Origin of the sequence: Croceibacterium mercuriale (genome assembly GCF_000802385.1) — a bacterium.
GTDB classification, from domain to species: Bacteria; Pseudomonadota; Alphaproteobacteria; order Sphingomonadales; family Sphingomonadaceae; genus Croceibacterium; species Croceibacterium mercuriale.
Map to the genome: position 1 here is coordinate 506,358 of NZ_JTDN01000001.1, position 23,664 is coordinate 530,021.

16 protein-coding genes are annotated in these 23,664 nt (G+C 67.1%); 11 read left to right on the top strand and 5 right to left on the bottom strand.

The genetic code is table 11. The annotated features are described in order from the left end of the window. The first annotated feature begins 54 nt into the window (after nt 1-54). Complete coding sequence (locus PK98_RS02265) at nt 55-1,398, top strand: cation:proton antiporter (protein ID WP_052207921.1); 1,344 nt, start codon at nt 55-57, stop codon at nt 1,396-1,398. Beyond that, a complete protein-coding gene (locus tag PK98_RS02270) occupies nt 1,395-2,195 on the top strand; it encodes a polyphosphate kinase 2 family protein (protein ID WP_052207923.1) in 801 nt (266 codons plus the stop codon). Before PK98_RS02265 ends, PK98_RS02270 begins: the two co-directional genes overlap by 4 nt. A 12-nt stretch (nt 2,196-2,207) precedes the next feature. Here the strand turns inward: PK98_RS02270 and PK98_RS02275 are convergent, their stop codons facing one another. Continuing rightward, nucleotides 2,208-3,317 carry a Ca2+-dependent phosphoinositide-specific phospholipase C gene (locus PK98_RS02275; RefSeq protein WP_235425370.1) on the bottom strand — a complete coding sequence of 370 codons (1,110 nt, stop codon included), beginning with the start codon at nt 3,315-3,317 and terminating at the stop codon, nt 2,208-2,210. Next, complete coding sequence (locus PK98_RS02280; RefSeq protein WP_039093972.1) at nt 3,317-5,947, bottom strand: TonB-dependent receptor; 2,631 nt, start codon at nt 5,945-5,947, stop codon at nt 3,317-3,319. Before PK98_RS02280 ends, PK98_RS02275 begins: the two co-directional genes overlap by 1 nt. A gap of 215 nt (nt 5,948-6,162) precedes the next feature. On the opposite strand from PK98_RS02280, the gene PK98_RS02285 reads away from it, so the two are divergent. Next, nucleotides 6,163-7,593, top strand: coding sequence for an AMP nucleosidase (locus PK98_RS02285; RefSeq protein WP_039093974.1), 1,431 nt, complete (start codon nt 6,163-6,165; stop codon nt 7,591-7,593). A gap of 1 nt (nt 7,594) precedes the next feature. On the opposite strand, the gene PK98_RS02290 is transcribed toward PK98_RS02285, so the two are convergent. Continuing rightward, complete coding sequence (locus PK98_RS02290) at nt 7,595-7,996, bottom strand: DUF6491 family protein (RefSeq protein WP_039093976.1); 402 nt, start codon at nt 7,994-7,996, stop codon at nt 7,595-7,597. Nucleotides 7,997-8,440: 444 nt separating this feature from the next. Between PK98_RS02290 and PK98_RS02295 the strand changes: the two genes are divergently transcribed. Together PK98_RS02295 and PK98_RS02300 are read left to right on the top strand one after the other, a co-directional pair. Further along, nucleotides 8,441-9,814, top strand: coding sequence for a lipopolysaccharide biosynthesis protein (locus PK98_RS02295; protein WP_039093978.1), 1,374 nt, complete (start codon nt 8,441-8,443; stop codon nt 9,812-9,814). A 159-nt stretch (nt 9,815-9,973) separates the two neighbouring features. Beyond that, nucleotides 9,974-10,885 carry a glycosyltransferase family 2 protein gene (locus PK98_RS02300; RefSeq protein ID WP_268745934.1) on the top strand — a complete coding sequence of 304 codons (912 nt, stop codon included), beginning with the start codon at nt 9,974-9,976 and terminating at the stop codon, nt 10,883-10,885. Here the strand turns inward: PK98_RS02300 and PK98_RS02305 are convergent. Further along, nucleotides 10,873-13,371, bottom strand: coding sequence for a beta-galactosidase (locus PK98_RS02305; RefSeq protein ID WP_200884962.1), 2,499 nt, complete (start codon nt 13,369-13,371; stop codon nt 10,873-10,875). The genes PK98_RS02300 and PK98_RS02305 overlap by 13 nt on opposite strands. 367 nt (nt 13,372-13,738) lie before the next feature. Between PK98_RS02305 and PK98_RS02310 the strand changes: the two genes are divergently transcribed. The 4 genes from PK98_RS02310 (at nt 13,739) to PK98_RS02325 (ending at nt 17,980) form a co-directional block, all read left to right on the top strand. Next, nucleotides 13,739-14,515, top strand: coding sequence for a FadR/GntR family transcriptional regulator (locus tag PK98_RS02310; RefSeq protein WP_081996003.1), 777 nt, complete (start codon nt 13,739-13,741; stop codon nt 14,513-14,515). Between the two features lie 173 nt (nt 14,516-14,688). Continuing rightward, nucleotides 14,689-15,837 carry a galactonate dehydratase gene (gene dgoD / locus PK98_RS02315; protein ID WP_039093983.1) on the top strand — a complete coding sequence of 383 codons (1,149 nt, stop codon included), beginning with the start codon at nt 14,689-14,691 and terminating at the stop codon, nt 15,835-15,837. After that, the gene (locus PK98_RS02320; protein ID WP_039093985.1) at nt 15,831-16,559 is read left to right on the top strand and encodes an SDR family NAD(P)-dependent oxidoreductase; all 729 of its coding nucleotides are present in this window, start codon (nt 15,831-15,833) and stop codon (nt 16,557-16,559) included. Before dgoD ends, PK98_RS02320 begins: the two co-directional genes overlap by 7 nt. After that, nucleotides 16,559-17,980 carry a sugar porter family MFS transporter gene (locus PK98_RS02325; protein ID WP_200884963.1) on the top strand — a complete coding sequence of 474 codons (1,422 nt, stop codon included), beginning with the start codon at nt 16,559-16,561 and terminating at the stop codon, nt 17,978-17,980. The genes PK98_RS02320 and PK98_RS02325 overlap by 1 nt, the downstream gene beginning before the upstream one ends. A gap of 31 nt (nt 17,981-18,011) precedes the next feature. Here PK98_RS02325 and PK98_RS02330 read toward each other — a convergent pair whose 3' ends face one another. Next, on the bottom strand, nt 18,012-19,457 hold the full coding sequence (locus PK98_RS02330) for an alpha/beta fold hydrolase (protein WP_152608512.1): 1,446 nt from the start codon (nt 19,455-19,457) through the stop codon (nt 18,012-18,014). A gap of 154 nt (nt 19,458-19,611) precedes the next feature. Between PK98_RS02330 and PK98_RS02335 the strand changes: the two genes are divergently transcribed. Both PK98_RS02335 and PK98_RS02340 read left to right on the top strand, forming a co-directional pair. Beyond that, nucleotides 19,612-22,266 carry a TonB-dependent receptor domain-containing protein gene (locus tag PK98_RS02335; RefSeq protein ID WP_039093987.1) on the top strand — a complete coding sequence of 885 codons (2,655 nt, stop codon included), beginning with the start codon at nt 19,612-19,614 and terminating at the stop codon, nt 22,264-22,266. A gap of 3 nt (nt 22,267-22,269) precedes the next feature. Then, complete coding sequence (locus PK98_RS02340) at nt 22,270-23,664, top strand: spinster family MFS transporter (RefSeq protein WP_052207929.1); 1,395 nt, start codon at nt 22,270-22,272, stop codon at nt 23,662-23,664.

Here is a 23,664-nt window from a genome sequence, read left to right on the forward strand (position 1 = left end):
GACCTATTTGCGCGCGGCGCTGCCCCGAAAGCGCCCGACGCACGTTGCGTGGGAATGCTGCCCGACCTGGCCCCTGATCCATACATCCTGATGCTAACCGGTTTCGGCGTGCTGATCACGCTGGTCGCCTGGCTGCCGCTGGCACTGAAGCGCCTGCCGCTGTCCCTGCCGATCATCTGCATTGCCATCGGTGCAGGCGTGTTCCTGCTGCCGCAGGTGACCCTGCGGCCGCTGCCGGTGCTGTATCCGGAGATCACCGAGCGGTTTACGGAATTCGTCGTCATCATCGCGCTGATGGGTGCGGGGCTGAAGATCGACCGGCTGTTCGGCTGGCGGCAATGGGCGATCACGTGGCGGCTGTTGCTGATCACCATGCCACTCAGCATCCTGGCGATGACGTTGCTGGGCTATTCCATGCTCGGCCTGCCGCTGGCGGTGGCGCTGCTGCTGGGGGCCAGCCTGGCGCCGACCGATCCGGTGCTGGCGGCCGATATCCAGGTCGGTCCGCCCCGCACCGGTGACGAGGATGACGTGCGGTTCGGCCTGACCTCCGAAGCCGGGCTGAACGATGGGGCGGCCTTTCCCTTCGTCCACCTGGCCGTCCTGCTGGCGGTCGCGTTGCCCAGTGGGGAGCCGTGGTTGACCGAATGGCTGACCTATCGCGTGCTGTGGGAGATCGGCGGCGGGATCGTCGGCGGCTGGCTGGTGGGCCGTGCCTTCGGCTGGCTGACCTTCCGGGTGCCGGCCGAAACCAAGCTGGCGCGGACCGGCGACGGGCTGATCGCGCTGGCGGCCACGCTGGTGTCGTATGGCCTGACCGAGATCATCCATGTCTACGGCTTCCTGGCGGTGTTCGTCACCGCGCTGACGTTCCGCAGCACGCATCGGGACCATGATTTCCAGCTGGAGATGCACGCGATGACCGAACAGGTCGAGCGGCTGGCGATGATGGTGCTGCTGATCCTGTTCGGCGGTGCGCTGGTGAGCGGCCTGCTGGCCCCCGTCGGCTGGATCGAGGTGAGTGCGGCGCTGCTCATCCTGCTGGTGATCCGGCCGGTGGCCGGATGGATCGCGATGCTGGGCTATCCGGCGGACCGGGGCGAGAAGCTGACGCTGGCGTTCTTCGGCATCCGCGGGGTAGGCACGATCTATTACGTGGCGTTCGGCATCAATCACATGAGCATCGGCGATGCCGAGCGGCTGTGGGGCGTGGTCGGGCTGGTCGTGCTGCTGTCGATCCTGCTGCATGGGCTGACGGTCACCCCGATCATGCGCACGCTGGATCAGCAGCGCGGCATCGATCCGGACGCCGAAGGTGCGGGCCCGCCGGGCCTGCAGGGGCCGGCGGGCGAGCCGGATCGGGAGGGATCCCCGGGAGAGAGGATTGTACGGGAATGACCAAGGCGCGAAGCTCCACTGCCAAGTCGGACGGCAGGCTGGCCGGGCACGACCGGCCCGAGCCGCTGGACCAGCCATACGACACCGCGCTGGAGGATCTGCAGGGCAAGCTGGCGCAGGTGATGGTCGGGCATATCGTGCATGGCCGGCGCAGCGTGATCGTTTTCGAAGGCTGGGACGCGGCGGGCAAGGGCGGCGCGATCAAGCGGCTGACGGCGGAGTGGGACCCGCGCGCCTTCTCCGTCTGGCCGATCGCCGCCCCGACGGCCGAGGAGCAGGCGCACAACTTCCTCTGGCGGTTCTGGCAGCGCCTGCCTGCATCGGGCGAGATCGCGGTGTTCGATCGCAGCTGGTACGGCAGGGTGCTGGTGGAGCGGGTGGAGGGGTTCGCCACCAAGGCGGAGTGGCGCCGCGCCTATGCCGAGATCAACCAGTTCGAGGAACAGCTGGCAGCGGACGGGACCACGATCGTCAAGCTGTTCCTGCATGTCTCCGCCGAGGTGCAGGACGAACGGCTGAAGGCGCGGCTGGAGCATCCATGGAAGCGATGGAAGGTCAGCGCGGAGGATTTCCGCAACCGGGAACAGCGCGCCGCCTACCTGGCCGCCATGGAGGAGATGTTCGCGCAGACCGATACCGCCCTCGCGCCCTGGACGATCATCAACGGCGACAAGAAGAAGCCGGCGCGGATCGCTGCCCTGCAGGCGATCCACGACCAGCTGGCTGCGGCGACCCCGTCGGAGCCGCCGAAGCCATCAAAGGAAGTCATGAAGCTGGCGCGCGCCGCCTTTGGCTGACGGGCAAGGCGTTCATGGCTTCAACTTGCATCCTTGGGGCACGCGCACCAGGCTGCACCGCGCCATCGCGCCATCGGGCAGGCTGATGGTGAACCCGGCCCCGAGCGGGTCGGGCGCGCCGGGGTAGTAATCGGTGCTGACCGCCTGGGCCCCGCTGTCCATGGCGGCCTGCGCCTTGGTGTGGTCGCCCGAGCGGGCCTCCACGGCATTGGCGTCGGTGCGGGTGCGCACGATCGTGCCGCCCGCTACCCAGCGGCGGATCTGCGCGCCATCGGCGAGCGGATCCTGCACGATCTGGAGCATGGATTCGGGCTGGCCGTCCGGATACCAGCCGAACATCGCCCGCCCGGCCAGGGCAGGGTGGCTGGCCCGGTACGCGTCCGACACCGCATCGCGCACGTCGAGCACCAAGTAGATTCGGCCACGCGTCGCATCCAGCGCGGGCCAGCCATTGTCCCGCACCGCGTCGCGCAGGCTGGCCGCAGTGCCGCGCACCTCGTCCGGGGTGATCAGCCGACCGGCCGGCAGCGCCGCGCGGACCTCCGCATCCAGTGCGTCGAGCAGCGCCGGATTGTCGAGCGGCAGCGGATCGGTGATGCCGGGCCGCCCAGATGGCATGTCGGCCGCGTTCAGGGTGATCATGATCGGCAGATGGTCGGGATGGCTGCGCGACCAGCCGTCGATCTCCGTCAGGCACAGCGCCAGCGTAGCGCAGGTGCTGAGGTAATCGACGTCCGGGATGTGCAGCACCTTGTAGCCGGGGGCCAGCATCGCCGCCCGGTCGAAGCCCGTCACCTCGCCAGCCTCGCGCGCCCAGGCCTCGCCCGCCGGATCGGCATAGCGGCCGCCATCGGGATCGGCGAAGATGTCCAGCTCGAACTGGCGGATGCCGGCTTCGAGCTGCTCCGTCAGGGACAGGTGATGGTAGTCGAGCCCGTCGGCCAGCTTCGGTTCCATGGCGCGCAGCCGCGCCATCACGGCGGAGGAAATCTGTGCCTTGAAGCTGTTGTGGGAGCCGACGACCTGGATGTCGTTCATCGCCAGCGGCGCCGGCTCGCCCGCGGCGAGCAGGACCGGCATCGTGGCGAGGAGCGCGGCGGCGAGGGCGATCCGGCGGCGCATCAGAACTGCGTCCTGATGCCGAACAGGATGGTGCGCCCGTAATACTGGATCTCGTTATAGCGCTGCTCGATCCCGCTATAGGAGTAGGCCTTGGCGCCGGCGAGATTGATCCCTTCCAGGCTGAGCAATGTGTCGGGCAGGACGCGGAACGACAGGTTGCCGTCCAGCGACCCGAACGGGGCGACATAGCTTTCCGTCTGCGTGGTGCTGCCATTGCTGGTCAGGTACCGGCCGCGCCAGACATAGGACAGCCGGGCGGAGACCGGGCCATAATCGTAGAAGCCGACCAGGTTGTAGCTGTTTTTGGACAGGCCGATCAGCTGGTCCACGATCGGCCGCGCGCCGGCCTGGTAGTTGGAGCGGACGGAGGTGTGGGTGTAGGAGGCCTGCACCCCCAGCCCGTCGAACGGGGCGGGCAGGAAGTCGAACACCTGGTTGTATGCCGCCTCCACGCCGTAGACCTTGGCCGCGCCGCCATTGACCTGCGTGTTCAGCAGCACGGTGCCACGACCCGGAATGTCGATGTTGACGTTCTGCGCGGTGATGTAGTCGTCCATCTTCTTCCAGAACACGGCGCCGGTCAGCGATGCGGCGGGCTGGAAGTACCATTCCAGCGATCCGTCGAACTGCGTGGCCAGGAAAGGCTGCAGATCCGGATTGCCGCCACTGGCGGTGGGTGCATCGGTCGACACGCTGATCTGCGGCGCCGTCTGCGTCATGTTGGGCCGGGTCAGCACGCGGCTGGCGGCGAGGCGCGCAATCAGGCTGGGCGTCAGCGCGGCGCGCAGGTTGAAGGACGGCAGCCAGTTGTTGAACTCCTGCGGGAAGCTGGCCGGCGTGGGCGTGGTGCCCAGCGTCAGGGTGCCGCTCGCCACCTGGTCGGTGTGGACGTAACGCACGCCGACATTACCGGTGACGCCGACGGCGCCCAGGTCGAACCCGTAATCGGCCCGGACATAGCCGCCGAAGATCTTCTCCTCCACGATGTAGGATGCGCGCAGGTCGCCCGCTGCCAGCGGCGCATTGGCCACCGCATCGGTGAACAGCCGGTCGTAGAAGGCACTGGTGACCGGCACGGCCCAGCTGCGCGGAAAGCCGCCGCCGATCCGGTCGAAGGCATCGTCGAACGGCAACGGCTCGTAACCACCAGGCACGACCTGCCCGATAGGCGGGTTGCCGGGGACGTTCACGTTGAAGTCGCGGCGCGCGTAATCCCGCTTGCGCCAATGATATTCGCCGCCGGCCTGCAGCCGGGTGATGAAGCCGGACAGATCACGGCCGATATCCAGCCGGGCATAGGTGTCCCAGTCCTTGCTGTTCTTGGGCGCGATGTTGAACGGATAGAAGATGTAGCTGGCCGGATCGTCCACATTCGCGGGCGTGCTGATCACCGGGCCGACCTTGTAGCCGCCCGATGCGTCATAGGTCAGCGGCGCGATGATCTGCATCCGGCTGCGCACGGTGCCTTCGCGATAGCTGGGATGGAAGCTGTGCGCGTAGGACCAGTTCACATTGGCCGACACGTCCCACGCGCCGGGGGACCACAGCTGCTTCAGCCCGACATTGATCAGGTCGTGCCGGTTGAGGCTGTATTCGCGCGAGGCCATGAAGCGCACATTGTTGATGGTGGCACGGGTCACGGTGTCGCCGGCGACGGTAAACGATCCGGGCACGATCGCGGTGCCGGGATCGTCGGGATAGATGTCGAGGCCGAACTCGTCATATTCGACATCCAGCCGGGTCAGCGACACGTCCAGCGTCGTCTCCAGCTCGGGCGAGGGGCGCCACTGGGCCGAGACGATGCCGGAATAGCGGTCGCGTTCCTCGGTCTCCACCGTCGGGCGGGTGCGGGTCGGCGTGTAGAAGCTGCCGCCCAGTGTCTGCGCGAAGCGGGGGATCAGGTTCCAGCCGGTGTTGTAGAACCGGTCGTTCCGCACGGACTTGGCCCAGTACTGCACGCCGGCCAGGATGCCGAAGCTGTCATCGGCGGCGGCGTAGCTGCTGAGCACCGTGGCGTTGGGGCGGACCCTTTCCGTCATGGTGGTGTAGGTGCCGCGCAGGTTCAGCGTGGTCTTTGTGCCGACATCCAGCGGCTTGAAGGTCTGCACGTCGATATTGCCGCCCAGCGCGCCTTCGGTCATGTCCGCGGTCGGCGTCTTGATGACGTCGATCTGGGACACGAACTCGGCCGGCAGCATCTCGAACCGGAACTGCCGCCCGGCTGCGCCGCCATTCTCGATCAGGTCGTTGATCGCCACGGTGCGCCCGTTGACCAGCGTGCTCTGGAACTGCGGCCCCAGGCCGCGCACGCTGACATACAACCCTTCGCCGCGCGGGCGGGTGATGGAGACGCCGGTGACCAGCTGCAGCGCCTCGGCCACGTTCTGCGTCGGGAACTTGCCGATGTCGGTGGAGGCGATCGAATCGACGCCATAGGATGCATTGCGCTTGGTCTGGGTCGCGGCGGCCAGGCTGCGCGCATAGGTGCCGGTGACGACGATCTCGTCGCCGCCCTGTTCGGCAGCGGCGGTGTCCGGCGTCGCCGTCTGGCCACAGGCCGGCTGCGACAGCGCAAGAATGATGCAGGCGAATGGAAGCGGCGCACGAAGTGCGCGCAAAATGCGTGACATGATGTGTTTTTCCCCGAAGGCCCTGAGCCTGTGAGGGCGCCGCTACGGGCTGACTGTGACACCTGCATGGCTGGCATGTTGCAGAACCGTTGCACGCAGCGCACTTCGTGGCAGGCACGTGCGGACATGGCCTTGCGGCAGGGCGTTACCGGCGGGCACGGATCGGTTACAGGGCCACAGACGCGCGAGGCGAAGAAGCGAGATGGAGAGAGACAATGGATGCTGACACCCCCGATACAATCGTGGATCAGCTGGAGCAGCGGTATCAGTCCGCCATGGGCGAGTTGCGGGAGGCGGTGACGACCTATCTGCGTGATGGCTCCGCCCCGGCGGCGGAGCGGCGGGCGGCGGGGGCCTTCACCTATCCCGAGCTGCGGGTCCGTGTGCTCGGTCCGCGCACAGGTAACGGCACGCGCCGCGCCGACCGCAAGTTCCTGAGTCCCGGCGAATATCGCACCTCCATTACCCGGCCGCAGCTGTTCCGACGCTATCTGGTGGAGCAGCTGGAGGCGGTGGCGCGCGACCATGCCATCGAGATAGAGGTGGGCCAGTCCACCGCCGAGATCCCCTTTCCCTATGCGATCGACGGGCTGGACATGCAGGATGTGCCGCCGGCCGCGCTGGCGGCGATCCTGCCGACGACGGAACTGGCGCTGGTCGGCGACCGGATCTCCGACGGCAGCTGGCGGGGGAATGACGGGTACAAGCCGCTGGCGCATTTCGATGCCCTGCGCACCGATTTCAGCCTGGCGCGGCTGAACCACTATACCGGCACGCCGCCCGAACATTTCCAGCGCTACGTGCTGTTCACGAACTATCACCGCTACGTCGATGCCTTTGCCAGCTGGGCCGGGGAGCAACTGAGGAGCGACAGCCGGTTCACCGCGTTCAGCGCCGCGGGCGGCGCCTATCACGAACGTGGCGCCCCGCAGGACGAGGTGGCGGACGATGCCTGGCGGCGGCATCAGATGCCGGCATATCACCTGATCGCGCCGGGCGGGGAGGGGGTCACGCTGGTCAATATCGGCGTCGGCCCGTCCAATGCGAAGACCCTGACCGATCACCTGGCCGTGCTGCGGCCGGAGGCGTGGATCATGATCGGCCATTGCGGCGGCCTGCGCGCCAGCCAGCTGATCGGCGATTATGTCCTGGCGCACGCCTATCTGCGCGACGACCATGTGCTGGACGGGGTGCTGGCGCCGGAAATTCCCGTGCCGCCGATCGCGGAGGTGCAGCAGGCGCTACACCGCGCGACCGAGATCGTGACGGGCGAGGATGCGGCCACTGTGCGCGACCGGCTGCGCACCGGAACCGTGGTCACCACCGACGACCGCAACTGGGAACTGCGTTACGCCGAATATGCACTGCGCTTCAACCAGTCGCGTGCGGTGGCGGTGGACATGGAATCCGCCACCATCGCCACGCAGGGCCAGCGGTTCCGGGTGCCGCATGGCACGCTGCTATGCGTGTCGGACAAGCCGCTGCATGGGGAGATCAAGCTGCCGGGGCAGGCCAACCGGTTCTACCAGCGCGCGATCCGCGAACATATCGCCATCGGCATCGAGACGGTGAGCCAGTTGCGCGAGGTCGGCGGACGCCTGCACAGCCGCAAGCTGCGTGCCTTCGACGAGCCGCCTTTCCGCTGATTCAATCGGCGGGGTCGCGGTTCCAGGCGGTGGCCAGCTCCGTGTCCGACAGCTTGCGGACATTGCTGACGAGGCAGCGCTGGGAGCCGGTGCCGCTGGCCCGTGGCACGACGAGTTCGGCGGGCCGGCCGGTGCAGATCCGGTCCCCGCCGCGCGACACGATGCCGATGCTGGTCGCCAGGTTGACGGGCGGGCAGCCGGCGGCGAGCGTGAGTTCGTAAGCCTCCCGGAAGCCGATCCGTACCAGCACACGATCCTGCCCGTCATCCTTGAAGCCGCTGATCCGCGATCCGAAGAAGCACTCCCGTGCTTCACCCGCGGCAGCGTTGGTGGCCGTATTCACCGCCTGATCGGTGCAGGATGGCAGGAGCACGGCGGCTGCCAGCAGGATGAACATGCGCATCGGGTCATTCTCCAACTGCCGCAATCTGCTGCGTGGACGGTGGACGAACGAACAGGCGGGATGCCGTGTTCCAGAAGCGATGGCGAGGTCGCGAGCGGCGGCGATTGGGTGATTTCAGCCGGGCGACAGCGGCGAGTTGCCGAGGGGCAGGTTCGTGTCTATGGCGACCGGGCTTCCTCCGCAGGCCAAGCGTGCGCTGGGCGGCAGGCCGGGTTAGCCAGTTCCTGGGGGTCCAATGCCGGCGCGTCTGATGATCGACTTCTCGCATGACCGGGACGCAGCTTCGTGTCCGGGTGCATGTCCGCCGGGCGGCGCCTCGGCGATGCGCCGGGCACGGCGTGACGGTCAGCCGGCGAACTGAACTGTCAGCGCAGCTGCACGAGCTGGTGGCCCGTCAAGGCATCGCCGGCTTGCTTATCTGGTGAGTGGTACGGGACGATTGGCATGTGGCTCCTGATCAAGAACTTGCAGCGATCGCGGGTATTTCGCGGCGTCAGTTCCAACATGTACGTCCAGCTGACGCAGATCTTCTCGCAGGTCGCGCTCGTCCCGGTGATGGCGACCTATTGGGGCCTGACGACCTACGGTGTGTGGCTGCTGCTGTTCAGCATCCCCGGCTATCTTGCACTGACGGACCTCGGCATCTCGCGCGCCGCCACTGCGGAGATGATCAGCTATGTCGCACGTAACGAACACAGCAAGGCCGTGGCGACCTACCGGGCTGCGCGCGTCCTGACCCTGGTGGCCAGCGGTCTGGGACTGCTGCTGGTCATCTCGCTGTCCTTCACGGTCTTCTACCAGGATCTGAACGAGAACTACGCCATCGTCGGGTATGATGTGGCGCTGGTCCTCTCGCTGCTGGCGCTTTACGGCATCATCACCCTGCAGAACGGGGTCACGAACGCGGCCTACACGGCTTCCGGTGCCTATGCCCTGTCTGGCTATATCGTCGGTACGATGTTCGCGGCGGAAACCATATCGGCGATCATCATCGTGGCCAGCGGCGGTGGCATCGCGACGGTGGCCTTGTCCTACGTCGTGATCCGGGCGCTCGGCACGGGGATGTTCTCGCTCATCGCCAGGCGTATCGCGCCATGGCTCTTCGGCGAACATTCGGTGTCATGGCGTGATCATGTCGCGCAGCTGGTGCGTCCTGCCCTGGCACTGGTCTTCGGCTCCGTGGCGCAGGCGATCTCGATCCAGGGCACGGTCGCAGCGGTCGGCTTTGTCGCCGGCGCGGCGATGGTGCCGGTCTTCACCACCGTGCGGACACTGTCCCGCATCGCCATCCAGGCGATCATGATCGTCAATCATGCCATCATGCCGTCATTCAGTGCTGCCATGGCGACGGACGATCGTGCCAGGACCCGCGAACTGATGACGACAAGCGTGATCGTCACCCTGATCTGCTCCACCGCCGTGCTGGTACCGGCGGCCCTGCTGGGCCCATGGTTCATCGAGTTCTGGACGAATGGGGCCGTCCGGCCGGGCAACGCGATCCTGATTGCCATGACGGGTGCGGCGTTCATCAACACCTTGTGGACGCCGATCTCCAACCTGATCATGGCGATCAATCTGCAGGAGCGGTTTGCCTACGCTTACCTCGCCGCCAGCCTTGCGGGTTTGCTTATCTGCTTCCCGCTGACCAGTGCCTTCGGCGCCACCGGTGCCGCGATATCCGTTCTGGCGGTCGACCTGTTCATGCTCCTGTGGATCGTGCCGCTGGCGCGGAAAATAGGTGTGTTGAACCTGCGCGATCTGGTGCATGACATACCCCGTGTCCTGCAACGGGTAACAGCGTTCGCGCGGAATGGTTGAGGCTTGCGACCACGATGATCCTGCAGGCACGGCCAGGTCTGGCGACATGTATGGGCGGCGGATTGTTCAGCGACGGGCAACCGTCCGAAGACTTCAAACCATGACCAACGCGCCGGATAGCAGTCTTAGCTGTGGCAACTGTCATATAGGTGGAAAATGATGGCTCAAACTCGCTTTGCACATACTGAAGATGGCAGACTGTCCGAGCGTCTGGCCGAGACCACCATTGTATTCACGTGCCATAACCGGCGGGATCTCGTCTTGCGGGCAATCCCCCTGGCGCTGGTGCAGACCATTCCGGTCCATATCATCGTGGCCGACGATGCATCGACCGACGGCACGCAGCAGGCGGTGCTGCAGCAGTTCCCGGACATCACCTATCTCCGCAGCGAGACGTCGCGCGGGCCATGCTACCAGCGCAATGCCGGCGTCGAGGCGGCATCCACCCCGTTCGTCTTCCCGCTGGACGATGATTCCATGCTGGTCGACCCGGCCACGCTGGAGCAGGCGCTGGCCGACTTCACGGCAGACGATATCGCGATCGTCTGCATGCCGTTCATCAATATCCTGCAGGATGACGTCGTCCGGCACCAGATCAAGCCGGGCATCCCGAACGATCTCCTGGATAGTGCGGCATGCGCGCATGTCGTACGGCGGGACGCCTTCCTGGCGGTCGGCGGCTACAACGAAGATCTGTTCTACACGATGGAGGAAGGCGATCTTGCCTTGCGGCTGCTGAATGATGGCGGCTGGCGCACCGTGCTGGGCACGTCGCCACCGCTGCACCACATGCAGCTGCTGAAGAAGGTCAGCGACATCCAGGATTACACGGGCGGGCGGAACAAGGTCCTGTTCTATTACCGGTATGCGCCGGCCATGATCGTGCCGGGCCGGATCGCGGGGGCGGCGATCAAGGACATGATGCTGGCGATCCGCCGCCGCCGGCCGATGCCGTGCCTGCGTGGCATCCGCGACGGACTTGGCATGGTGCTGACCGGCCGTGCCAAGCGGACCCCCGTCCGGCGGGAAGTGTTCCGCTACTTCGTCCAGCAGCGTGCCTATTCACGTTGATCTGACGGTCCCCGCTGATCGAGCGCGGGCGATCCGGTCAGGACGAGCTTGTACTCCGGCTCGATGGTGATCGACCGCACCTCGGCGATCTGCGCATCGGTCGCGAGCTTCGGGCGGACGGCTGCGTCCAGATAGATCGGGGCATCACCACGAAGCGGCAGGATGACCAGTTCCAACCGGTCCGCCAGCCGCTCTCGGAAGCGCTTTAGGCCGATGGACCATTTGCGCCCGTCCCAGAACGCATCATCCAGCATGTCGCTGCCCTGGAACAGGCGGGCGATATCCCCGGTATAGTCGATGGTCAGCCAGGCATCGCCCACCCCGTCAAGGGCGTTCTCCGGCACCTGCACCGTCCACCGGCCGGCATTGGCGAACGCCTCGAGAGACGGCTGGACGGCAGAGCCGCGCGGCCCGGTCGTGGGCACAGGGCCGACAGCGCCCGGCGCGCGCAGCTGTTCCACTGCCGGCTGCCTGATGGCCTGTGCCGGCACGGTGGCACGGTAGCGGTGCAGGAAGCCGGCGCTCCGGTCCGCCGCAAGCCCCAACGGGTTCGGGATGCGGGGCCAGACGTCCATGCTGAACCTGGCCGTGCCGCGCTGGCGCAGCGTGGCAGCCCCGTCGGCGAAGGATATGTCCGCATCGGTCAGCACCAATCGCCGCGCCCCCAGCATGTCGCCGATCCAGAGCCGCCTGGCGTCGGCCGGGGAGAGCAGCAGCAGGCGATGGGTGCCGCCCGTGCGGTCGCGTATGGTGGTGATGCGCGTGGCTGATGGCGCAACGTCGGCGATGATCCGCCCCGCCTGGGTCCGGGTCTTGCCGCTGATGCTTGCCACATCGGCACTGTCGAAGCCGAATTCGGCATCAATGCCGTCCACCGCCATGTAGACGTGCAGCGGGCCGTCCGCATCGGAAAGCGTGGTGATCGGCTGCGCGCTGGCCCAGGCGAGCCGGATGCCGCCAAGATCGAGATTGTAGGGGAAGAAGAAGTAGGTGCCGCTGGCGACGTCCATCGGCCGGCTGGGAAACCGCATCGTGCCACTGCCGGTCGCGACTTCGAACTGGACATCCTGGTGGCTCGCCATCGGGTACTGGCGGACATGGTTGTTCATGAAGACGTAGCCTGCTTCGCCATCGCTGCGCACGGCGATCCGGGGCGTCCGCAGGTCGTCGGGCGCGCCCGGAACGATCTGGGGCTGGCGCAGCGTCATGCGGGCCAGCCGGTCGCCATGGTCCTGGAGGAAGTAGTGCAGCGGGCGGAGGTAATCCTGCACCGCATTGACCTCGCCATACTGGCCCAGCGGTGCCTGGAAGTCATAACCGATCAGCGGGACATCGTTGAACCCGCCGGTCCGCACGGTTTCCTCCAGCCCGCGGCCCTGCACCGTCGGGTTGGCGCCGCCGTGATACATGTAATAGCCGAGCAGGTTCAGGCCCGAACCGATCTGGGTGACGATCGAGGCGGCGATGTCGTCCGGCGCGACCAGCGGCCGGCGCCGGTACATGACCGGCAGGCCGGGCCCGTATTCGGCCCCCAGGAAGGGGGTGAGGTCACGGTCCTTGTCGGCGTCGGGCTCGCGCCGGGCATCGCCTTCGGTCTGGGCGCCCAGACCACCCGACACCCGGCTGCGGAACCGGAACACGTAATTCTCGCGCGGCGGCATCTCGCGGCGCGAGGCGGCCCATGGCTCGTCGACATATCCGCCGACAACGGCCGCAACCTCTCCGCGCGGATAGACGGCGTTGTCCCAGCCGGTGACCGTGTACAGCGGTACATCCAGGCCGAGCCGCAGCGCCAGCTGCTTCAAGGCCGCGATATGTTCCGCACCCTGGCCGGGCCCGGTCAGGTTGTATTCGTTCTCGACCTGCAGGCCGATGACCGGGCCGCCATCCTTCCACAGCAGGCCTTGCAGCTGGTCGGCGATGCCGCCCCAGAAACGCTCCACCTCGGCCATGTAGGCGGGATCGTTGCTGCGCCTGGTGGTGCGGGCGACGACCCAGTCCGGCAGACCTCCGAGCCGCGTCTCGGCATGGACCCACGGTCCCGGACGCACGTAGAGCAGGAGGCCATGCTTCGCGCAGAGTTCGGCGAACCGGCGCAGGTCGCCATCACCCGTCCAGTCGAGCTGGCCGGGGATGCGCTCATGCTGGTTCCAGATGATGTAGGTGGCGACCGTGTCGATGCCCGACGCCTTCATCTTCAGCAGTTCCTCCTCCCAGTACCGGGACGGGAAGCGACTGTAGTGGAACTCGCCCATGACCGGGATCCACGGCCGGCCATCGCGCGTGAGATAGCGGCTGTTGATGGCGATGGTGCCATTCGGGCCGGTGCCGGTGCCCATTCTGAGATAGCCGGAGGTCGGCTCCGACGCCGGCGCGCTGGCGTCGATCTGCAGGAGCTGGGCGGATGCCTGGGTGGCGACGGTGCCGAGCAGGCAGGCTGCCAGTGTCAGAAATCCTGTCCGGAATGGCACGGGGTGGCGCATCATTGTCCTGCTTCCTTCAGTTCGTCCGGCCATTACGGTCGAGGCTGCCCCCCGCCGCGGCAGCCCGTGCGGCGGTCGGTTTGGGCGATGGACACGCTTATGTCCCCGCCATCGACGCCAATCAGCACGCGAGCGGTGCCTTCCGGATGCCTGCTCATCCCGGCAGGTTAAGTCATACTTTTGCAGATCGACGGCAGCGAGTCTATCCACCATGTGCCGCAAGGCAGGCGAGGACCCGGCGCTGGTGGACGTTCCCCATGTCCGGACCGCGCGGATGGGCCACTGCCGACAGAACCGGCTTAATTAGGTGCAATTTGGCGTGGGTTGCGGCAGCACCGTCTTCCCACCAGCGCAAAGGAGTCCAGCGGCCTTGTCTTCCAGCACGTTCAAGGCGGATGGCCATAGCGGGCTGTTGTCGCAGGAAGCAGGCGGCACACGCAATCTGACATCCCGGATCGTCCATGATCTCGGGCGTGCGATCGTGACCGAGCAGTTTTCGGCCGCAGCACCGTTTCCCGTGGAGGCGGAGCTCTGCCGGCGATACGATGCAAGCCGGTCGATCGTGCGGGAAGCGGTCAAGATGCTTACCGCCAAGGGCCTTCTGAAGGCACGGCAGCGGGCCGGGACCGAGGTGCTGCCGGAATCGTCCTGGAACCTGCTGGATCCGGACGTGCTGGGCTGGATGCTGCAGCGGGAATTCTCGATCGACCTGCTGATCGATTTCACGGAGATCCGCATGTCGATCGAGCCACGCGCTGCGGCCCTTGCCGCCGAAAGCGCCAAGGGTGCGCAACGGCAGGCGATCCTGCATGCCATCGACCGGATGTTCGCGGCGGAGCGAGGCGCCGACGATGCGCTGGAGGCGGACATCGCCTTCCACACGGCGGTTCTGGAGGCGAGCAACAACCGCTTCATGCGGCAGTTCACCGATCTTGCCGAGGCGACTCTGCGGTTCAGTATCCGGCGCACCAACGCCTACAAGGGTGTCGCCCGCGCCAGCGCGACCGATCACCGCCAGGTCGCCGACGCCATCGTGCAGGGCGATGCAAGGGCTGCCGCCAAGCTGATGCACGCCTTGATCCAGGGTGCGCTCGACCTGCTCATGACAGCGGGCGGGCATCGCACGCGGCCGCCATTGTTCGACTGAGGTCCGGCTGTCTGCTGCAGGTCCGCGACACGCGCCTGTCGTCCCGGCACGACCTGTAATGCGTTGCCCGATAAAGTATGGTTTTATTTGACCCGGGTAGGCGAAGTGCCTACCTCCGGGCCGTTACCGGGTGAGCGACCGGCGCTCCGCACCTGCCGGTCGAAAGGGCGTGAATGGCTGATCGTATCGTCTTGATCGAGTGCTTTCCTGTGCGTCCCCGCTGGCTGTTCGTCCGCGTGGAGACGGCGCAGGGTGCGGTCGGATGGGGCGAGGCCACGCTGGAGGGGCATGTGGAGTCGGTCATCGGCGCCATCGATGCCGCGCGTGACCGCCTGATCGGGCACGACCCGGACCGCATCGAGGATGCCTGGCAACTGCTCTACCGGCTCGGGTTCTACCGGGGCGGCCCGGTGCTGATGTCCGCCATCTCCGGCATCGATCAGGCGTTATGGGACATCAAGGGCCGCAAGCTGGGCGTTCCGGTGCATGCCCTGCTGGGCGGGCAGGTGCGGGACCGCATCGCGGTCTATGCCTGGATCGGCGGCGACATGCCGCACGACGTCGCGGCCGGCGCCGCCGCGCGCAAGCTGCAAGGCTTCACCGCCGTAAAGATGAACGGCGTCGAGAGCATGGACTGGGTCGCCAGCCCGTCGCAGCTGGAGGGCATTGCCGAGCGGGTCGCCCTGGTACGCGGAACCGGCATCGACGTGGGCGTCGACTTCCATGGCCGCGTGCACAAGCCGATGGCCCGCGGCGTGCTGCGGGCGATCGAACCCTTTGGTCCCCTGTTCGCGGAGGAGGTGCTGCTGAGCGAGCACCCCAAGGCGATCGAGCAGCTGGCGCAGCACACCAGCGTGCCGATCGCCATGGGCGAGCGTCTGTACAGCCGCTGGGACTTCCGGCCATTCCTGGAGAGCGGCGCGATCGACATCGCGCAGCCTGATCTGGCGCATGCTGGCGGCATTTCCGAATGCCGCCGCATCGCCGCGATGGCGGAAACTTATGACGTTGCGTTTGCTCCGCATTGCCCGATCGGCCCGCTGGGCCTGGCCGCCTGCCTGCACGTGGCGGCCGCAACCCCGAACTTCGTCATCCAGGAGATGTCGCTCGGCATCCACTACAACGGGGTGGCGGAAGACCTGACGACATTGATGCGCAACCCGGAGCTGTTCGACCTGTCCGCCGGTTCGGTCGCGGTTCCGCAGGGGCCGGGACTGAGCGTCGAGATCAACGAAGACGCCGTGCGCGAGATGGCCAGGGAGCCGCATCGCTGGCGCAATCCGGCATGGCGCGGCGAACATGGGGAACTGCGCGAATGGTGAGCCGAAGCGTCATCGTCACCGGCGGGCTGGGCGGCATCGGCCTCGCCTGTGCACATGCCTTCGCGCAAGAGGGCGCCCGGATCCTGCTGGTCGACAGCAGGCCCGATGATGGCACGGCCTGCAGGGCGTTGATCGAGGCGGGGGCGGGCGACGCGATCGCACTGGCCACCGACATCACCGACGAAGCCGCGGTCGCCGCCAGTGTCGAGCACGTCATGGATCGGTTCGATGCGCTGGATGTCGTGGTCAACGTTGCCGGGGCCATGATCTACAAGCCGGTGGCGGAGCTCGCCGCGGCCGACTGGCGCCGCCTGCTCGACATCAATTTCGTCGGCGCGGCGCTCTATATCGGCCATGCGCTGCGGCGCATGCAGCCTGGCGGATGCGTCGTGAACGTGGCTTCGGTCCATGCCCGCAGGACCACCCCGCTCGTCGCACCCTACGCCGCAGCGAAGGCGGCACTGGTCAGCCTCACGCGCTCGGCTGCGATCGAGGGCAGGCCGCTGGGCATACGGGTCAACGCCGTGCTGCCCGGCGCCATCGACACGCCGATGTTGCGCGAAAGCCCGGCGATCAAGTCGGGCGCCGAGGTGCTGGACGAGGACGATATCGGGCAGCCCGAGGACGTGGCCGCCACGGTCGCCTTTCTCGCATCCGCCGCTGCCCGCTTCATCACCGGGGAAGACGTGGTCGCCGATGCCGGCCGCATGGGGAGACTCTGATGCAGGGCATGGATCTGGGCGGACAGGGGAGTGCCCGGGTCGTTCCCCCGGGCGCGTCGGGAGCGGTGTGGCTGTGCTCGGCGGTGTCCGCCCTGGGCGGGCTGATGTTCGGCTATGACTGGGTGGTGATCGGCGGTGCCAAGCCGTTCTACGAGGCCAGCTTCGGCCTCGCCAGCCCGACCCAGCAGGCCTGGGCGGTGAGCTGCGCGCTGATCGGCTGCCTCGCGGGTGCGATCATGTCGGGCGGACTGAGCGAGCGGTTCGGGCGCAAGCCGGCGCTGATCGTGGCCGCCGTGATCTTCGCGGTCTCCTCGGTCGGTACTGCGCTGGCCACGCAGTTCGATGCCTTTGTCGCCTGGCGGATCGCCGGCGGTGTCGCGATCGGCATGGCTTCCGGCCTGTCGCCGCTCTACATCGCCGAGATCGCACCGGCGGCGAGCCGAGGGCGGCTGGTCTGCCTCAACCAGATCGCCATCGTGCTGGGTATTCTGGGCGCGCAGGTCGTCAACCTGCTGATCGCCGAGCCTGTGCCGGTGAGTGCGACCGTTGCCGAGATCGGCCGGTCGTGGAACGGCACCAGCGGCTGGCGCTGGATGTTCGGTGCGGCGGCGGTACCGGCCGTCTTCTTCCTGCTGGGTTGCCTGCTGATCCCGGAAAGTCCGCGCTGGCTGGCCAAGCGGGGCAGGTGGGCGCAGAGCGAGCAGGTCCTGTCCCGCTTCGGCGGCGCGGACTATGCGACCCAGGCGATCGGCGAGATACGCGAGGCCCTTGCAGCGGCACCCGGCCGGAACCTGCGCTCGATCCTGGCCGAGCCCCGTTTCCGGCGGGTGCTGGTCATCGGGATCGTGCTGGCCGTGCTCCAGCAATGGTGCGGTATCAACGTCATCTTCAACTACGCCCAGGAGATCTTCGCGTCCGCCGGCTATGCGGTGTCGGACACCATGCTGAACATCGTCATCACCGGGGTGGTGAACTGCATCGCCACCCTGGTGGCGCTGTTCACCATCGAGCGGCTTGGCCGGCGACAGCTGATGCTGATCGGGTGCTCGGGCCTGGCGGTGATCTATATCGTGCTGGGCGGATGCTACCTGGCAGGGGTGCAGGGGTGGCCGTTGCTGCTGCTCGTGATTGCGGCGATCGCCTGCTACGGGATGACGCTGGCCCCGGTGACCTGGGTGGCGCTGTCGGAGATCTTCCCGGGCGAGGCCCGCGGGGCGAGCATGGCGGTGGCCACAACGGCGCTGTGGTCCGCCTGCTTCCTGCTGACCTACAGCTTCCCGCTGCTCAATGCTGCCGCGGGAACGGGGCTGACGTTCTGGCTGTATGCGGTGATCTGCGTTGCCGGGCTGATCTTTGTCTACACGCGCCTGCCCGAAACTAAGGGCAAGACGCTGGAGGAGATCGAACGATCGTGGACATGATGCCCGCCCGGCGGCGTGCGCGGTGCGGCCATCAACGATCGGCCGCGGGTTCTCCCGGACAGCTGCCCGGCGTGCGGCCGCAGTGACGCAGGAACGGGTCGGGGGTAAATGCGACGAACCTGCCGGGGGTGGCCGGGCTGCTTCCGGCACGGCGGTTCATCGCTGCGCTGTCCACGGCGACGCCGTCCCACCCGCCAGCCTGGACGGCCTCGTCCAGCGCTTCGATCCCGGCCACGATTTCCGCCCCGCTGAAGGTGCAATGCCCGCCGCCTTCGACATAGGCCTGGCGCAGCCATCGTGATCCGCCGCCATTGCGGGCCAGCCGGGCGAGGCTGTCCTGGTAGGTCACCATGGTGAACGGATCACCGGTCGTGTGCATGGACAGGACTGGTCGGGTAAACTGCCCCGTAGGCACGTAGTTCGCGCGCATATAGGCGACAGCTGCCGGATCGGCGGCGATGCGGGGCGCCTGTGCCAGCACGGCAAGGTCCGCGGCGAGGTCGAGCCCCGCCTCGCGATAGATCTGGCCGATCGCGTCTTCCTGGCCGGACAGGGCGAGCTGCGCGGCATAATCGATGCCGGTGTTCCAGGAGAAGTTGCCACCAGCGCGATGCTCCTGATCCCGCCGCGGGAAGAACACGCCGCGTTCGAACACTGTGGCCCATGCGTCCTGCCGTTCCGCGAGATCGTCTTGCGGGATCCTTGTCGCAGCGGCGCCGCGCGGCCCGTTCCCGGCATAGGCCGGCAACTGGGCGAGGGCAGCGGCCAGGGCCAGCCGTGCGCGGCCCTGCGGGGTGGCGGAGGCGGCCCGGACCAGTGCGCCGACTGCCTCCGGTTCGTCCGGCACCTGAGCGACAAGGCCTTCACCCTTGCGCGCGATCCCGACGATGGCGGGCGGGCGATCCATTGGCACCAGCGTGGCAAGCACGAACGCACCATCCAGCGCCTGGTTCATCATGCCGACGCCGCCGGAAACGGAGGCGCAGAGCGGCATGGCGCCGGCGATGCGCTCCGGATGCCGTTCCACCAGCGCCAGCGTGACCAGGCCGCCCATGGACTCGCCATAGGCCAGCACCCGCCGGGCCGGGCCGAACCGGTGTTCGAACAGGTCGAGCATCTCCATCTGCGACGGAACCGCCTCCTCCAGCGACCAGCCGGTGGCGCGATAGGACGTGCCCGCCAGTGCATAGCCGCGCGCGAGGAGGTCTTCCGCGCCCTCGTGCGGGCGGTTGCGGGCCGGGTTGTCGGGTCCATGGACGAAGCCGTGGCTGAACAGCAGCAGGGTGCCGTTCCAGTTCGCCGGCATCTCGATGCGCCAGTTGTTTGCCTGATGCGTGGTGCCTTCCACCATGATGGTCGTTGCCGTTTCACCGTCGGGCGCAGCCGCCACTGCCCCGGAGAATACCAGCGAGCCCGCGCATGCCAGCATCCACGCCGCCGCGTTCCGCCGCACCTTCATCATCATCCTGTCCTTCACCCACGCCGCCCTTCAACGAGAGCCGGTCCATTTTCTGCTGCCGCAAACTGAGCGATGACGCTCACATGTCAATCATAATGTCGACATTCCTGTTGACTCACGTCGCTGACAAGCATCATATTGCTATACAAGAATACAAAATGGGAGAGTTCAGGTGCTGGTTATTGCACGCAAGATGTCGCCGGGCGTCTCCGCCATGGCGCTCGCCATCGGGGCATTCGGGTTCACCCTGACCACAGAGATGGCGCAGGCGCAGCAGGCCAGTGATCCGGCGCCGCCCGCCGCCGATGGCAAGGGTGCAGCCGAGCCGGCCATCATCGTGACCGGCAGCCGCATTCGCGGGATCGAGCCGACCGGATCGCCGGTAATCGGGCTCTCGCGCGAGGATCTGGAGGCCAGCACGGCCACCACCACGGCGCAGTTCCTGTCGGAGCTGCCGCAGGTGTTCAACCTGGGTGTCACCGATGCCAGCTTCAGTTCGGCCAACAACGCCAATGCCAATGTCACCCTTGGCACAGGCATCAACCTGCGCGGGCTCGGCACCGAATCCACGCTGTCGCTGCTGGACGGGCGCCGGCTGCCGCAGGCCGGCACGCAAGGGCAGTTCTTCGATCCGTCAGTGATCCCGACCACCGCGATCGAGCGGATCGAGGTCCTGGCAGACGGCAGTTCCGGGATCTACGGGTCCGATGCGGTGGGCGGGGTGGTCAACATCCTGCTGCGACGCAACTATACCGGGGCCGAAGTGTTCGGCCGTGTCAGCCTGAGCGACGGCGCGGAGGAGTACCAGGCCGGCGGTGTCATCGGCGACAGCTGGGGCAGCGGGTCGGTGATGGTGGCCGGCGAATATGGCAATCGCGACGCCTTGCTGGCGTCCGGACGGTCCTTCTATACCGACGATCACCGGCCGTTCGGCGGGCCGGACCTGCGCTCGCAATTCTCCAATCCGGGCAACATCATCGTCGGCGGCACGTCCTATGCCATCCCGGCGGGACAGGACGGCACGAACCTGCAACCGGGCGATCTGGCAGCCGGTACCACCAACCTGCAGAGCATCTATGACGGGGCCTACGCCCTTCCGTCGCAGACCCGCTACTCAGCTGCGCTGACCTTGCAGCAGGACGTGACAGACTGGCTGTCGCTGGACGTGCAGGGCTTCATGGCGCATCGCGATGGCGAGCAGGCATTCGGCGGCACGACGTCCACGCTGACCGTGCCGTCCAGCAATCCGTTCTTCGTGCACCCGACCAACCCGGCCGCGCGCAGCGTACAGGTCCGCTACGGCTTCCAGGATGATCTAGGCAACAATGTCCGGCGCGGCGAGCAGGACGTGCTGTTCGTCACGTCCGCCCTCAATGCCGACCTGTGGGGCGGCTGGTCCGGGCAGGCGTTCTTCAGCTATGGCGAGGATCGCGAACGCTCCTCCATCAACAATGTGGACGCGGCCGCCCTCTCGCGTGCCCTGGCCGACCCGAACCCGGCCACCGCGCTCAACCCCTTTGGCGATGGCAGCAACACCAACCCGGCAACGCTGGCATCGCTGGTCGGCCGGTTCCGGGTCGACACCGATTACCGGCTGCAGGAATATGGCCTGTCGGCTGACGGCCCGCTGTTCGCCCTGCCGGCGGGCGACGTGCGGGCGGCGATCGGCGCCTCGCGGCAGGAAATCCGCTTCGTCGATATCAGCCCGGTGGCGAACGATCGCAGCCGCGGCGTCAATTCGGTGTTCGGGGAGCTGTTCGTGCCGGTCATCGGCGGCGAGACGGCCGGCGCCTTCGGCCAGGAACTGAACCTGTCCGCCGCAGCCCGCTTCGACGATTACCAGGACGTCGGATCGACGATCAATCCCAAGTTCGGCCTCACCTGGCGGCCGATCGACGATGTCGCGATCCGCGCCACCTGGGGCAAGTCGTTCCGTGCGCCGACCCTGGCCGACCTTGGCAATCCCAGCAACGGGCTGGGGACGTTCGTGGATCCGACGTCGCCCGACGGCTTCCGGCGGGTGCTGTTCCTGCGCGGCGGCAATGCCGAGCTGGAGCCGGAGAAGGCGACCACCTGGTCCGTGGGCGCGGACGTCCAGCCATCGTTTGTCGACGGGCTGACACTGTCGGTCAGCTACTACAATGTCGATTATTCGAACCGGATCGCCACGCCCGGCAACGATCAACTGGCGCTTACACGGCCGGAACTGGCGTCGCTCATCACCCTCAACCCCGATCCGGCAGTGATCAACGCCGTCTATGCCCAGCCGAGCTTCAACGGCGTGCCGGAAGATCCCGCCACCATCTATGCCATCGTCGATGGCCGGCGCGTCAACCTGGGGACTGTGCAGACGGACGGGCTGGAGTTCATCGCCGACTATGATGCCGACACTGGCTGGGGATCGTGGACCGCCGGCGTCAACGCGGCCTACATCCTGAACTTCGACCGGCAGCTGACGCCCGACGCGGCCGCCCTCGACATCGTCAACACGCTCAACAACCCGCTGCAGTTCATCGCCCGCGCCTATCTCGGCGCGACCGTGGGCGGCGTGACCGGGCGGGTTACCGTCAACCATACCGGCGGCTACGACAACGATACCGTGACGCCACTGGTCGAAGTGCCGTCGCAGACCGAGTTCGACTTGGCGCTGCGCTACACTGTCGAGGGCGTCGCGTCGTTCCTGAACGCGGTGACCTTCACGCTCGACGTGCGGGATGTGTTCGACAACGATCCGCCCTATGTGCGCAACGGCACCCTGGCGTTCGACCCTAATGCCCACGACCCGCTGGGGCGCACTGTGTCCGCCGGCATCCGCACGAGGTTCTGATCCATGCGAGCCACGGACACGCACGCGACCGAACCGGCGCTCGATCCGGCACCCGGCCTTGTCGCCGGAACGGCAGCCGGGCCGGACTGGCCCAGGCCGGCCTACGCCTGGTACGTCGTGTGCGTCCTGCTGCTGATCTACATCTTAGCCTATATCGACCGGCAGGTGCTGGGTGTGCTGGTGGAACCGATCAAGCGCAACCTGGCGATCAGCGACACGCAGATGAGCCTGCTGCTCGGCTTCGCCTTCGCGGTGTTCTACACGATTGTGGGGCTGCCCATGGGGCGGCTGGCAGACCGCTCCAACCGGCGCAACATGGTGGTGGCGGGGGTCGCGATCTGGAGCGCGGCGACATCGCTGTGCGGCTTTGCCCGCAATTACGGCCAGCTGTTCGCCGCCCGCATGGGCGTAGGGCTGGGCGAGGCCTGCCTCAACCCCGCGGTCGTGCCGATGCTCAGCGACTACTTCCCGCGCCACCGGCTGGGCCGGGCCATGGGCGTGTACATGCTGGGCGTGTCGATCGGCGGCGGACTGGCGCATATCGTCGGCGGTGCATGGCTGCCGGTGCTGTCCTCGCCCGACCTGGTGCAACTGCCCGTTATCGGCCTGATCCGGCCGTGGCAGGCACTGCTGCTGTTCCTGGGCCTGACCGGTTTCCTGATGGTGGCGCTGCTGCTGACCGTGCGGGAGCCCGCGCGGCAGGGGCAGGTCCGGCGTGATGCCAGAGGTCGCCTGGTCAATCTGCCGGTGCGCGAGATCGTGGCCCACCTGTCACGCCACCGCATGGCCTACATGGCGATCGGCTGGCCGCTGGTCGCCAGTGCCATGATGACCTTCGGCGTCGGCTACTGGATACCGTCGTTCTTCCAGCGCAGCTTCGGCCTGTCCACGGCAGAGGCGGGGCAGGCCTTGGCGACCTATGGCGCCATCTCCATGGTCTCCGGTGCATGCGGGGTGATTGGCGGCGGCTTCCTGGTGGACTGGCTGGGCAGCCGCTACAGCGACGGTCACCTGCGTACCCTGCTGGTGGGCATCCTGCTGCTGGCGCCCGGCTACGCCCTGTTCGCCGCAATGCCGACCCCGAACCTGGCAATCGCGGTGCTGGTGCCGGCGGGGATCGGCGGGGGCATCCTGCAGGCGACCGGCGTCACCACGCTGATGGCGGTGGTGCCCACGCAGATGAAGTCGCAGATCGCGGCGCTGTATTTCTTCATCGTCAACCTGATCGGCGCCGCGCTCGGCCCGACGCTGATCGCCCTGCTGACCGACAATGTCTTCGGTGCCGAAGAGGCGCTGCGGCATTCTATAACCATCGTCGCCGCGGCGATCGGCCTGACGGCGGTGCTTGCCCTGATCGCCGGGCGCGGCGCATATCGCGCCATGTTGCATACGGAGTGA

Bases quoted from the DNA above. Each gene is read 5' to 3' on its own strand.
- PK98_RS02300 (WP_268745934.1), top strand. From the start codon at position 9,974: ATGGCTCAAACTCGCTTTGCACATACTGAAGATGGCAGACTGTCCGAG.
- PK98_RS02320 (WP_039093985.1), top strand. From the start codon at position 15,831: ATGGTGAGCCGAAGCGTCATCGTCACCGGCGGGCTGGGCGGCATCGGC.
- PK98_RS02290 (WP_039093976.1), bottom strand. From the start codon at position 7,996: ATGCGCATGTTCATCCTGCTGGCAGCCGCCGTGCTCCTGCCATCCTGC.
- PK98_RS02340 (WP_052207929.1), top strand. From the start codon at position 22,270: ATGCGAGCCACGGACACGCACGCGACCGAACCGGCGCTCGATCCGGCA.
- PK98_RS02295 (WP_039093978.1), top strand. From the start codon at position 8,441: ATGTGGCTCCTGATCAAGAACTTGCAGCGATCGCGGGTATTTCGCGGC.
- dgoD (WP_039093983.1), top strand. From the start codon at position 14,689: ATGGCTGATCGTATCGTCTTGATCGAGTGCTTTCCTGTGCGTCCCCGC.
- PK98_RS02305 (WP_200884962.1), bottom strand. From the start codon at position 13,371: ATGATGCGCCACCCCGTGCCATTCCGGACAGGATTTCTGACACTGGCA.
- PK98_RS02285 (WP_039093974.1), top strand. From the start codon at position 6,163: ATGGATGCTGACACCCCCGATACAATCGTGGATCAGCTGGAGCAGCGG.
- PK98_RS02275 (WP_235425370.1), bottom strand. From the start codon at position 3,317: ATGCGCCGCCGGATCGCCCTCGCCGCCGCGCTCCTCGCCACGATGCCG.
- PK98_RS02265 (WP_052207921.1), top strand. From the start codon at position 55: ATGCTGCCCGACCTGGCCCCTGATCCATACATCCTGATGCTAACCGGT.
- PK98_RS02270 (WP_052207923.1), top strand. From the start codon at position 1,395: ATGACCAAGGCGCGAAGCTCCACTGCCAAGTCGGACGGCAGGCTGGCC.
- PK98_RS02280 (WP_039093972.1), bottom strand. From the start codon at position 5,947: ATGTCACGCATTTTGCGCGCACTTCGTGCGCCGCTTCCATTCGCCTGC.
- PK98_RS02325 (WP_200884963.1), top strand. From the start codon at position 16,559: ATGCAGGGCATGGATCTGGGCGGACAGGGGAGTGCCCGGGTCGTTCCC.